Genomic DNA, 11,374 nt, shown 5'->3' on the forward strand with positions numbered 1-11,374 from the left:
CCGGCGGAGGGGTGCGGGCTCCCGCGTCCTGGGTCAGAGGTTGCCCCGGCGCTCCTGTTCGCGCTCGATGGCCTCGAAGAGGGCCTTGAAGTTGCCCTTGCCGAAGCCCATCGAGCCGTGCCGCTCGATCATCTCGAAGAAGACGGTCGGCCGGTCCTGGACCGGCTTGGTGAAGATCTGGAGCAGATAGCCGTCCTCGTCGCGGTCGACCAGGATCTTCCATTCGCGCAGGGTCTCCACCGGGACACGGGTCTCGCCGGCCCACTCGCCGAGGGTGTCGTAGTACGAGTCGGGGGTGTCCAGGAACTGCACGCCGGCGGCGCGCATCGCGCGTACCGAGGAGACGATGTCGTTGGTGGCGAGCGCGATGTGCTGGACGCCGGCGCTGCCGTAGAACTCCAGGTACTCGTCGATCTGCGACTTCTTCTTCGCGACGGCCGGTTCGTTGATCGGGAACTTGACCTTCAGGGTGCCGTCCGCGACGACCTTCGACATCAGGGCGGAGTACTCGGTGGCGATGTCGTCGCCGACGAACTCCTTCATGTTGGTGAAGCCCATGACCTGGTTGTAGAAGGCCACCCATTCGTTCATCCGGCCGAGTTCGACGTTGCCGACGCAGTGGTCGACGGCCTGGAAGGTGCGCTTGGCCGGGGGCTGGACGATCGGCTCGACGGCGGTGAAGCCCGGGAGGTAGGGGCCGTCGTAACCGCCGCGTTCGACGAGGGTGTGGCGGGTGGTGCCGTACGTGGCGATGGCGGCGAGGACGACGGTGCCGTGCTCGTCCTTCGACTCGTGCGGCTCGGTGATGCCGCTCGCGCCGTGCGCGACGGCGTAGGCGTATGCGGCGCGGGCGTCGGGGACCTCGATGGCGAGGTCGATCACGCCGTCGCCGTGGGCCGCGACGTGCTCCTGAAGGAAGGTGCCCCAGTCGGTGGACGCCTTGACGACGGAGGTGAGGACGAAGCGGGCGGAGCCGTTGGTCAGAACGTAACTCGCGGTCTCGCGGCTGCCGTTCTCCGGTCCGGAGTAGGCGACCAGCTTCATGCCGAAGGCCGTGGAGTAGAAGTGCGCGGCCTGCTTGGCGTTGCCCACGGCGAAGACGACCGCGTCCATCCCCTTCACCGGGAAGGGGTCGGCCTGCCTGGCGGTGTCGGGAGCGGTGTGCAGGGTCTCTGTCATGCTCCGAGGCTCCCCCCGTCCGGCAAGGTGCGCAACAGTTCGCGTTTTCGCTGCACAATCCGTCCAGTGACCGGCCAGTATGGGCGGGCTGTCCGTACATGATGACCATCACGTCCGAAGGGCCGGTGCGCACCGTGGGGATCGATCGTCTGGACGGGGAACTGATCGTGCTGCTGGCCCGGGAGCCCCGGATAGGGGTACTGGAGGCGTCACGGCGCCTCGGCGTGGCGCGTGGGACGGTGCAGGCGCGGCTCGACCGCCTTCAGTCGAATGGAGTCATCCGGGGGTTCGGGCCCGAGGTGGACCCGGCGGCGCTCGGGTACCCCGTCACCGCGTTCGCGACGCTGGAGATCAAACAGGGCCAAGGCGCCCAGGTGCGGGCCCACTTGATGGGCGTGCCGGAGGTGCTGGAGCTGCACACGACGACCGGGCACGGGGACATGCTGTGCCGGCTCGTGGCGCGGTCGAACGCGGATCTCCAGCGCGTCATCGACCGGGTTGTCGGATTTGATGGCATCGTCCGGGCCTCCACGGCGATCGTCATGGAGAACCCCGTCCCGCTGCGCGTCATCCCGCTCGTGGAGCAGGCCGCGAGGGACACCGACTGATCCGAGGGAGTGCGTCGCTTGAGCTTCTGGGAGTACGTGACGACCCGGCACCAGCAACTGCTCACCGACGCCTTCCAGCACGTCAGCGCCGTCTTCCAGTGCATGGTCATCGCGACGGTGCTGGGGGTGGTCATCGGGGTGGTCAGCTACCGCAGCGGCTGGGGCGGCTCGTTCGCCATCACGTCCACGGCGACGATCCTGACCATCCCGTCGCTGGCCGCGATCGGTCTGCTGATCCCGCTGGTCGGGCTCGGGGTGGCGCCCACCGTGATCACCCTGACGATGTACGGGCTGCTGCCCATCGTCCGCAACTCCATCGTGGGGCTGCGCGGGGTGGACCCGTCGCTGGTGGACGCGGCGAAGGGCATCGGGATGTCGCGGATCGCGCGACTGTGCCGGGTGGAGCTGCCGCTCGCCTGGCCGCCGATCCTCACCGGCATCCGGGTCGCCACCCAGATGCTGATGGGCATCGCCGCGATCGCCGCGTACGCCTCGGGGCCGGGGCTCGGCAACGAGATCTTCCGGGGCATCGCCTCACTGGGCAGCGCCAACGCGATCAACCAGGTCCTCGCCGGCACGCTCGGCATCGTCATCCTCGCCCTTCTCCTCGACGCCGCGTTGGTCCTGCTCGGGCGGCTGACCATTCCCAGGGGGATTCGTGTCTGAGACCGCTACCGACGCCACCGCCGAGCCGGACGCGGCACCGGAGACCTCCGGGGCGACCATCCAGCTGGAGAGCCTCACCAAGCTGTACCCGGGCAACCCGAACCCGGCCGTGGAGAACGTCTCGATGGACATCAGGGCGGGCGAGACGGTGATCTTCGTCGGGCCGTCCGGCTGCGGGAAGTCGACCACGCTGAAGATGATCAACCGGCTGATCGAGCCCTCGTCCGGCCGGATCAGGATCGGCGACGAGGACGTCACCGACATGGACCCGGTCAAGCTGCGCCGGAAGATCGGGTACGCGATCCAGTCCTCCGGGCTCTTCCCGCACATGACGGTCGCCGACAACATCGCGCTCGTGCCGAAGATGATCGGCTGGTCGAAGCGGAAGGTGAAGGACCGGGTCGAGGAGATGCTCGACCTGGTCGGGCTCGACCCCCGCGAGTTCCACGGCCGCTACCCGCGCCAGCTCTCCGGCGGCCAGCAGCAGCGCGTGGGCGTGGCCCGGGCGCTCGCCGCCGACCCGCCGGTGCTGCTGATGGACGAGCCGTTCGGGGCCGTCGACCCGATCACCCGCGACCACCTCCAGGACGAGCTGATCCGGCTCCAGCACGAGTTGCACAAGACGATCGTGTTCGTCACCCACGACTTCGACGAGGCGATCAAGCTCGGTGACCGGATCGCGGTGCTGCGGGAGCGCTCGCACATCGCCCAGTTCGACACCCCGGAGGCGATCCTCACCAACCCGACCGACGACTTCGTCTCCGGCTTCGTCGGGGCGGGCGCGGCGCTGAAGCGGCTCAACCTCACCCGGGTCCGGGACGTGGGAGTCGCCGACTTCCCCACGGTGACGGTGGACGACCCGCTCCAGGACATCTTCAACAAGCTCCGCAGCGGTCCGCACAACGAGCTGCTGATGCTGGACCGCAAGAACCGCCCCTACAAGTGGCTGCGGCGCGGTGACCTGATGCGGGCGCGCGGTTCGCTGGCGCGGGCCGGGCAGCTGGTGCACGACACGGTCACCCGGGACGCCACGCTGCACGACGCGCTGGAGGCGGTGCTCACCGACAGCGGCGGGCGGGCCGCGGTGACCGGGCGGCGCGGGGAGTTCGTCGGGGTGGTGGACATGCGCATCCTGATGGACAACGTGCAGGAGCTGCTGGAGGCGGACCGGCTCACGGCGATGGAGCACCAGCACGAGCTGGAGGAGCTGCGCAGCCATCAGACGGAGCAGGAGCTGGAGGGGGGTGGCGGCGCATGACCCCCAGCAGCCGTCAGGGCCGTGACTCGTCCGGCCGGGAGGCGATGCCGACCCGGCCGCCGGGCGAGCACGACGTCAAGGGGGTGGCGTTCCGGGACGAGGAGAGCGAGCCGCCGCCTGCCCCGGCACGCCCGCCACGACGGATCACCTGGCAGAAGCTGGTGGTGCTGCCGCTGGTACTGGCGGCGGTGCTGGTGGCGACGTACTTCTGGATCAACAACGTCACCCTGGACTCGATCGCGGAGAACTCGATCGCGGGCGACACGGTGGAGCTGCGCTGGTGGCAGCACGTCCGGCTGACGGCGATCTCGACGTTCTGGGTGCTGATCATCGCGATTCCGCTGGGCATCGCGCTGACCCGCAGGGGTCTGTCGCGGTCCGCTCCCCTCTTCACCGCGATCGCCAACATCGGCCAGGCCACCCCGGCGATCGGCCTGCTGGCGCTGCTGGTGATCTGGCTGGGCATCGGGCCGTCCACGGCGATCACCGGCATGGTGATCTACGCGGTGCTGCCGGTGCTCTCCAACACGGTGGCGGGGCTCAAGTCGATCGATCCGACGTTGGTGGAGGCCGCGCGGGGCATCGGGATGTCGGGGACGGGGACGCTGGCGAAGGTCGAGCTGCCGCTCGCCGTCCCGCTGATCCTGGCGGGGGTGCGGACGGCCCTGGTACTGAACGTGGGTACGGCGACGCTGGCCACCTTCGGCGGCGGTGGCGGGCTCGGCGACCTGATCACCTCGGGCATCCAGACGCAGCGCATGCCTGTGCTGGTGCTGGGGTCGGTGCTGACGGTGGTGCTGGCACTGCTGGTGGACTGGCTGGCCTCGCTGGTGGAACTGGTGCTGACGCCGCGCGGACTGGAGGCACCGTGAGGGCGCGGGCGGTGGGAGCGGGTACGGGCGCGGCCCGGGCGGTGACCGGGGCCGTGGTGCTGGCGCTGGCGCTCGGCGGGTGCGGGCTGAAGAGCGGCTCGGTGATGGCGGACGACGTGTCGCCGGGCTCGGTGGGCGCCGGCGAGCCCTTGAAGGGCGCCTCGCTGACGGTCACGTCGAAGAACTTCAGCGAGAACATCATCCTCGGCCAGATGATCGGCCTGGTCTTCCAGGCGGCCGGCGCGGAGGTGCTGGACCGCACCAACCTCCCCGGGTCGATCAGCGCCCGCGAGGCCATCGTGCAGGGCGACGCGGACGCGATGTACGAGTACACGGGCACCGGCTGGATCACCTACCTGGGCAACGCGGAACCGATCGACGATCCCGAGGAGCAGTGGAAGGCGGTACGCGACGCCGACCGGAGGAACGGGGTGACCTGGCTCCCCCAGTCCAGGCTCAACAACACCTACGCGCTCGCCATCAGCCGGAAGAACAACGCGAAGTACAAGCTGAAGGACCTGTCCGACGTGGCGGCGCTGGCGAAGAAGAACCCGTCGGCGGTGACGATCTGCGTGGAGAACGAGTTCGCCTCCCGCGACGACGGTCTGCCCGGCATGGAGAAGGCGTACGGGATGTCCCTGCCCGCCGCGAACATCCGCAAGATGGACGCGGGCATCATCTACACCCAGGTGTCCAAGTCGAACTCCTGCCTGCTGGGCGAGGTCTTCACGACGGACGGCCGGATCAAGGCGATGAACCTGGACGTGCTCGCCGACAACAAGCACTTCTTCCCGAACTACAACGCGGCGCCGGTCATCCACACCCCGACGTTCGACAAGTACCCGGTGATCGCGGACCTGCTGGACCCGGTGAGCGCGAAGCTGACGACCGAGGTCGCCCAGGAGCTCAACGCCAAGGTGGACGTGGAGGGCGCGGACCCGCACCAGGTGGCGCTGGAGTGGCTGGTGCAGGAGGGGTTCATCAAGGACGAGTGAGGGGCGGGGCGGGCCCGGTGCGCGGTTCCCGGCCGGGCCCACTCGACAGTCGGTCGGTTCAGCGGTCGGTTCAGCAGCTGGGGACCTTGCCGCCCTTGTCCAGGGCGTCGAGCGCGGACACCGCGCCCTTGAGAGTGGTGACGGGGATCAGCCGCAGGCCGTTGGGGAGTTCCGCCTCGGCCGCGCCGCACTCGTCCTTCGGCACGAGGAAGACGGTCGCCCCGTCCCGCCGGGCGGCCTGGGTCTTCATGGAGACCCCGCCGACCGCGCCGACCGCGCCGTCCGCCGCGATGGTGCCCGTACCGGCGATGGTGCGGCCACCGGTGAGGTCGCCGCCGGAGCCGTTGCCGTCGAGCTTGTCGATGATGCCGAGGGCGAGGAAGAGGCCGGCGCTCGGGCCGCCGATGTCGCCCAGGTCGAGGGAGAACGTCATCGAGCCCTGCTCGCGGTCGAGGTAGTTCAGGGCCGCGTCGACGGCGACGTCCTGGGACTCCTTCATGTCGTTCAGGTTGTGCTGCTCGATCTGCTTCTCGGAGCCCTGGGTCGGATAGACGGAGTCGCGGGACATGACCGCCCGGTCCGTACGGAACCAGCCGTCGATCACGTCACCGACGCGCACGTCGGCCTTGGGCCCGGTCGCGACGATCGTCGTCATCCGCAGCTGGCCCTCGGTGGTGCGGGTGGGCGCGCCGGTGATGGTGATCACCGGCTTGCCGTCCGCCGAGCCGAGGACGTTGGCCGTGGTGCCGGGCTGGGCCACGGTGAACGGCAGCGGGGCGAGGGCGGCGGTCCCGAACAGGGCGAGTACCGGCAGCGCGCAGAGAGCGAGGGTGCGGGGGCGCGAGAGACGAAGGGGCACCCGGCCAATCTATCTGCCGGTGAGTCCCGCCCCCGGCGCCGGGCCCGCAGGCCCGGCGGCGCTGGGCGTGCGGGCCGCCACACCTGCGCGGGCCGCTGGGAGCGGGACCGCGCGGAACCGGACCGCGCGAAACCGCGTTGCACGGAACCGGACCGCGCGAGTCCGGAACGTACGAAGCCGAAGGATCGTGAACCTGTCAGCAATGGGCGGTCGTCTGCTCTCCCTCAGCGCAGGGCGTCGGCCACCTCGCGCGCCGCGTCCAGGACGCGCGGGCCGACCCGGTCGGGGATGGAGTCCGCGAGCATGACCACGCCCACACTCCCCTCCACTCCGGAGACACCGACCAGCGGCGCCGCGGCTCCGCTGGCGCCCGCCTCCAGCTCCCCCTTGGTGAGGGTGTAGCCGGGGTGGTCCACGACGGTGCGCTGCCGGGCGGAGAGGATGGCCCGCCCCGCGGCGCCCTGGTCCAGAGGGTGGCGGAAACCGGGCCGGTACGCCACGTGGTAGTCGGTCCAGGTGGGCTCGACGACGGCGACGGCGAGCGCGTCCGAACCGTCGACGAGCGTCAGGTGGGCGGTGGCCCCGATGTCCTCGGCCAGCGAGCGGAGCGCGGGCAGCGCCGCCTCCCGCACGAGGGGGTGCACCTGGCGGCCCAGGCGCAGCACGCCGAGTCCGACCCTGGCCCGGCCGCCGAGATCGCGGCGCACGAGGGTGTGCTGTTCGAGTGTGGCGAGCAGCCGATAGACGACCGTGCGGTTGACGCCGAGCCGGTTGGACAGCTCGGTGACGGTCAGCCCGTGGTCGGTGTCGGCGAGCAGTTTGAGGACACGAAGTCCTCGGTCGAGTGTCTGGGAAGTCTCCGCGGTCACGACCCGTCCCCTCCGAGGGTGAGCGACGGCGGCCGGCTCCACGCAGGCACGACGCCGGTCCCAGCGGCGACGCACGGAGAGGCCGCCGGTCTGGTCCGGTCGCATCCGAGAGTTCCACCTTCGCCCCGGAAGGGGTGGTGCGTACGGATACGGCCTGATACCGGCTGCGCTCCGCGGCAACATTGCCACGGGGCGTTCACATATGGACGGACAGTAGCGAGGCAGTCCGCTGAGCGGAAGCCCTCGTCCAGAATCCGGTCCTCCGGTGGCAGCCCCCCGCATAACCGCCGGTCAGCGCGAGACCGTCCGGAACCCGGACGTCTACGCGCGTCCAGGTCGCACGACGCACAGGGTGACCATGACCACCGTTGGTGAACCACCGTTAACAGTACGTAACAAAAAATCATGGTTTTCACTCCGCCGGGAGGGCCTGTTCCGGCCCCTGTTCGACTCGATGTCGCCCGCACCGTCCGCTTGGTAGGTTTCTTCGCCAGACGGCCCCGGCCGGACGGCCGGACACACGGGGAGGCAATCCGCGCATGGCATGGGACGAATGGGAACAACTGAAGGCCCAGGCGGCCGAACAGCACACCGCACGGATGCAGTTGAACCACATCCCGCCGGAGCCCTCGGTGAACACCCAGGGAGACCTGAAGGTCAACCAGCAGGATCTGGCGGCCGTCGGTGACGCCGCGTTCCAACTGCATCAGGATTTCAGCCGGTTCAGCGACCACGCCCGTGTCGCCTCGCAGAAGGCGGCCGCGGGTCTGAAGTCCGAGGGCTACGCACTCGGCGGCGCACTCGACCACGTGGCCTCGCGGTGGGTCGACCAGGTGCAGAGCCTGCTCGACGCGACGGCCCACATATCGAACCACCTGGACTACACGAAGGGCGCGCACGCCGGCGACGAGGTGTTCATCACGGGCACCCTCAGCAGCATCAGCACCCTCGACGACGGATTCGACGAGAGGAAGGCCCGCTGATGGACCTCGACGCACTCCGCTTCGGGAACTTCTCCCAGCTCGACGCGGCGATAACCGACTGGGAGCAGATGGCCAAGAACCTGGCCACGCTCAAGTCGGACGCCCGTGACAACCTCCAGGTGAAAGCCGCCAAGGCCGACTGGGCGGGCGAGAACGCCACGGTGAGCCGGGAGTTCATCGACAAGACGGCGGGCGAGTTCGGCGACGCCCACACGCAGGCGCAGACCATCTCCAAGATCCTCGCCGACACCCGCGGCGAGCTGGTGGGGTACCGGGACCAGCTCAACGACGTGATCCACGAAGGCGCGAAGAAGAACCTGACGGTCGTGGAGACCGGCGAGCACTCCTTCTCCGTGACGATGAACATCCACCCGGACCGCGCGGCGAAGGGCACCACGGTCCCCGAGCACAGCCAGGCCGACGTCGACCACCTCCGCGACCAGGTCCAGGACATCCTGCGCAAGGCGACGGAGAGCGACACCTCCGCGGCCGAGGCGCTGACGCTCATCGTCGACCAGGCCAAGTACGGCTTCTCGGACGCGAGCTATGCCGACCGCGACTCCGCGGCCAACGCGATAGCCGAGGCCGACAGGCTCTCCAAGATCCTCGCCAAGGACCCGCACAAGGTCACTCTGACCGAGCTGAACAGCCTCAACGAGGGCTTGGCCAAGTACAAGAACGACCCGCTCTTCGCGGAGAAGTTCGCCACCGACGTCGGCCCGAAGAAGACCCTGGAGTTCTACGCGGGCATCGCCGACCCCTATCAGGGGTACGGCACCGACCCCAAGCGCCTGGAGCAGGCGAAGCTCCTCCAGAAGAACCTCGGCATCACCCTCGGCACCGCCACCCTCTCCGACAGCGAGGAGATGGAGGACTGGGAGGACACGATGGTGAAACTGGGCCCGGACCGGCTGGGCATCGACGACGCCAACGACCCGACCGGCTTCGGCGTCATGAGCAACCTCATGCGTTTCGGCGATTACGACGACCAGTTCCTCAACGACTACGGCGACAAGCTCGTGGAGTACGACAAGGAACGCAACGTCAAGGACATGAACCCCTGGATCAACAACTGGAACCAGGGTGACCTCAACTTCTACGACAAGAACGACCGCGGCCGGGACCCGATGACCGGCTTCATGGAAGCCCTCGGGCACAACCCGGACGCCTCCGCCCAGTTCTTCGCGCAGCCCGACGGCACAGGGGACAGCGTCGACAAGGACTCCGAGGTGAACGACCACCTCAAGTACCTGACCAAGGACCGGATCTGGCTCTCGGACGCATACATGATGGGCGGTGACGACAAGGTCGTCGCCGGTCACGACGCCCTCGGCCACGCGCTGGAGGCCGCCACCACCGGCTGGGCGTACGACGCCGACCCGATGGCCTCCAAGGACCCGCTGATCCCCGGCAGCCTGGACCACCGCACGGCCCTGACGGCCGGGGTGATGGAGCAGGTGGCGTACCTGTACGGCAGCGAGGACGGCCCGAAGATGCTGCACGACCAGCCCGAACTGGCCGACAGCCTGGGCAAGATGGGGGCGGCGTACATCGACGACATCGACTACAGCCTGTCGGGGATCGGCGAGACGGGCATGGACGACGAGGTTTTCCCGCCCAAGTACGCGGGCCGGGCCAACTTCACCAACGACGGCGCCATCAACTTCCTGAGCGTACTGGGGCAGGACGAGACCTCGTACAAGACGGTGACGGCGGCCCAGCACATTTACACGCTCAGCGCGCTGGACGCGTATCCGGCATCGGTCGACGGGAACTTCGACAAGGCGCACGACGCGATGACGACCGGGGCGGAAGCGCGCGGCATCCTGGACCACGCGCGCGTGCAGCAGGCGGAGACGACCTACACGGCCGACTCCGAGGAGGCCAACAAATCGCTCGGCCGGTCGGGCGACTGGGTCAAGCTCGGCGCCGGAGCGGTCGTGGCGGGCGGAATCGCCGCGATTCCGCTGCCCGGCTCCACCGCGGTGGCCCTCGTGGTGGCGCCGCTGGCGGCGGACACCATCGGAGAGGCGGTCAACACCTTCATCGGCCACGAGGTCGACAAGGGCATCGACGGCGCCGAGGACGACCCGACACAGAAGGCGCAGATGACGAGCCACGACGTGTACACCGCCGGCACCGAACAGCTCGGGCAGGCGTATCAGACCTACCTGGACAGCAACCCCGGTGCGGCAGCGGAGAGCGACGACAGAAACTGGACCCAGGAAATCAACAACGCCTACAACACCGGTTCGGGCCATGACGACCAGCGTGGGCGTGCCCCGTACAAGGACTGAACGCCCGATGGAGAGCATCGACTCGCAGAACAGGAACGTCATGAGGAAAAAGGGCCACTGGACCGTGTACGGGGTTCTGCTCGTCGCCGGCCTCACCGCGTGCGGCGACGGCGACGGCGGATCTGCGAACAAGCCCGATGTGCGGCCTGCGTCGCAGATCTGCGACGGCACCCTGAAGAGGGCAGGCGGGGCCGCCCTGCAAAAGCTCGGCGGCACGGACGAGTACTGGGAGTCGGAGGGGTCCGCCGAGAGCGGAGACCCGTACAAGTTCTCCGTGAAGGAGACCGCTGAGAAGCTCCGCGAGGGAACCCGGGGTGTCGACTGCAGGATCTACCTGGGGGACAGCGATTCCGATCTCCCGCTGATCGACATCGGCTTCGTCGCGATCGCCGCTTCTCCCGACCCCGCGAAGCCTGCGGGATCCGGGGACGACCTCGACAGGATCATCTATCCCCTGGGGTCCTACGCCGCCGTCGGCAAGAACGAAGGCGCCCTGCTGTACTTCGCGTGTCCCTCGGCGAAGTCCCAGAAAGCCGGAGGATTCGTCAAGGCCGAGATGTATCTCGCCGAGGGGATGGCCGACCCCGGCGGCACGGCCGAAGACCGGATGACCGTGCTCAACGCCGTGGCCCGCGGCCTCGCCGAGGAGCTGGGATGCGCGGCGGAGGCGAAGCTGCCCGCCGAGGTGCCCGAAGGGCACAAGGTGTCTCCGTGAGGCGGACCGCCTGACAGCGGCCCGGTACCGACGGAGGATTCCGCCGGTACCGGGCCCCGCCCACAGCGGGCAC

The 11,374-nt window shown here is 69.0% G+C and carries 11 protein-coding genes; 8 read left to right on the forward strand and 3 right to left on the reverse strand.

All coding sequences use genetic code 11. The annotated features are described in order from the left end of the window. Window positions 1-33: 33 nt before the first annotated feature. On the reverse strand, window positions 34-1,179 hold the full coding sequence (hppD, locus tag ACFWEP_RS23955) for a 4-hydroxyphenylpyruvate dioxygenase (protein ID WP_387372717.1): 1,146 nt from the start codon (window positions 1,177-1,179) through the stop codon (window positions 34-36). Between the two features lie 134 nt (window positions 1,180-1,313). On the opposite strand from hppD, the gene ACFWEP_RS23960 reads away from it, so the two are divergent. The 5 genes from ACFWEP_RS23960 to ACFWEP_RS23980 all read left to right on the forward strand — a co-directional run bounded on the left by ACFWEP_RS23960 (window position 1,314) and on the right by ACFWEP_RS23980 (window position 5,578). Then, window positions 1,314-1,787 (forward strand): Lrp/AsnC family transcriptional regulator, encoded by a 474-nt coding sequence (locus ACFWEP_RS23960; protein ID WP_387372719.1) that lies wholly within the window; start codon window positions 1,314-1,316, stop codon window positions 1,785-1,787. A gap of 18 nt (window positions 1,788-1,805) precedes the next feature. Continuing rightward, window positions 1,806-2,453 (forward strand): ABC transporter permease, encoded by a 648-nt coding sequence (locus ACFWEP_RS23965; protein WP_387372721.1) that lies wholly within the window; start codon window positions 1,806-1,808, stop codon window positions 2,451-2,453. Next, window positions 2,446-3,711, forward strand: coding sequence for a betaine/proline/choline family ABC transporter ATP-binding protein (locus tag ACFWEP_RS23970; protein WP_387372723.1), 1,266 nt, complete (start codon window positions 2,446-2,448; stop codon window positions 3,709-3,711). Before ACFWEP_RS23965 ends, ACFWEP_RS23970 begins: the two co-directional genes overlap by 8 nt. Continuing rightward, on the forward strand, window positions 3,708-4,583 hold the full coding sequence (locus tag ACFWEP_RS23975; RefSeq protein ID WP_387372725.1) for an ABC transporter permease: 876 nt from the start codon (window positions 3,708-3,710) through the stop codon (window positions 4,581-4,583). Before ACFWEP_RS23970 ends, ACFWEP_RS23975 begins: the two co-directional genes overlap by 4 nt. Before the next feature lie 104 nt (window positions 4,584-4,687). Beyond that, window positions 4,688-5,578, forward strand: coding sequence for a glycine betaine ABC transporter substrate-binding protein (locus ACFWEP_RS23980; RefSeq protein ID WP_387372737.1), 891 nt, complete (start codon window positions 4,688-4,690; stop codon window positions 5,576-5,578). A 70-nt stretch (window positions 5,579-5,648) separates the two neighbouring features. On the opposite strand, the gene ACFWEP_RS23985 is transcribed toward ACFWEP_RS23980, so the two are convergent. Next, window positions 5,649-6,437 carry a S16 family serine protease gene (locus ACFWEP_RS23985; protein ID WP_387372727.1) on the reverse strand — a complete coding sequence of 263 codons (789 nt, stop codon included), beginning with the start codon at window positions 6,435-6,437 and terminating at the stop codon, window positions 5,649-5,651. 224 nt (window positions 6,438-6,661) lie between these two features. Further along, on the reverse strand, window positions 6,662-7,306 hold the full coding sequence (locus ACFWEP_RS23990) for an IclR family transcriptional regulator (RefSeq protein WP_387372729.1): 645 nt from the start codon (window positions 7,304-7,306) through the stop codon (window positions 6,662-6,664). A gap of 539 nt (window positions 7,307-7,845) precedes the next feature. Here ACFWEP_RS23990 and ACFWEP_RS23995 point away from each other — a divergent pair. The 3 genes from ACFWEP_RS23995 to ACFWEP_RS24005 are packed head-to-tail and all read left to right on the forward strand — an operon-like array spanning window position 7,846 to window position 11,301. Next, complete coding sequence (locus tag ACFWEP_RS23995; protein ID WP_387372731.1) at window positions 7,846-8,289, forward strand: hypothetical protein; 444 nt, start codon at window positions 7,846-7,848, stop codon at window positions 8,287-8,289. Beyond that, window positions 8,289-10,586 carry a hypothetical protein gene (locus ACFWEP_RS24000; RefSeq protein WP_387372733.1) on the forward strand — a complete coding sequence of 766 codons (2,298 nt, stop codon included), beginning with the start codon at window positions 8,289-8,291 and terminating at the stop codon, window positions 10,584-10,586. Before ACFWEP_RS23995 ends, ACFWEP_RS24000 begins: the two co-directional genes overlap by 1 nt. 7 nt (window positions 10,587-10,593) lie before the next feature. After that, on the forward strand, window positions 10,594-11,301 hold the full coding sequence (locus ACFWEP_RS24005; protein WP_387372735.1) for a hypothetical protein: 708 nt from the start codon (window positions 10,594-10,596) through the stop codon (window positions 11,299-11,301). The last annotated feature ends 73 nt before the right edge of the window (window positions 11,302-11,374 follow it).

Source organism: Streptomyces sp. NPDC060198 (genome assembly GCF_042728415.1).
In the GTDB taxonomy this organism is placed as follows: Bacteria; Actinomycetota; Actinomycetes; order Streptomycetales; family Streptomycetaceae; genus Streptomyces.

Coding starts and splice junctions, on each gene's coding strand:
- ACFWEP_RS23995 (WP_387372731.1), top strand. CDS start 7,846: ATGGCATGGGACGAATGGGAACAACTGAAGGCCCAGGCGGCCGAACAG.
- ACFWEP_RS24005 (WP_387372735.1), top strand. CDS start 10,594: ATGGAGAGCATCGACTCGCAGAACAGGAACGTCATGAGGAAAAAGGGC.
- ACFWEP_RS24000 (WP_387372733.1), top strand. CDS start 8,289: ATGGACCTCGACGCACTCCGCTTCGGGAACTTCTCCCAGCTCGACGCG.
- ACFWEP_RS23975 (WP_387372725.1), top strand. CDS start 3,708: ATGACCCCCAGCAGCCGTCAGGGCCGTGACTCGTCCGGCCGGGAGGCG.
- hppD (WP_387372717.1), bottom strand. CDS start 1,179: ATGACAGAGACCCTGCACACCGCTCCCGACACCGCCAGGCAGGCCGAC.
- ACFWEP_RS23980 (WP_387372737.1), top strand. CDS start 4,688: ATGGCGGACGACGTGTCGCCGGGCTCGGTGGGCGCCGGCGAGCCCTTG.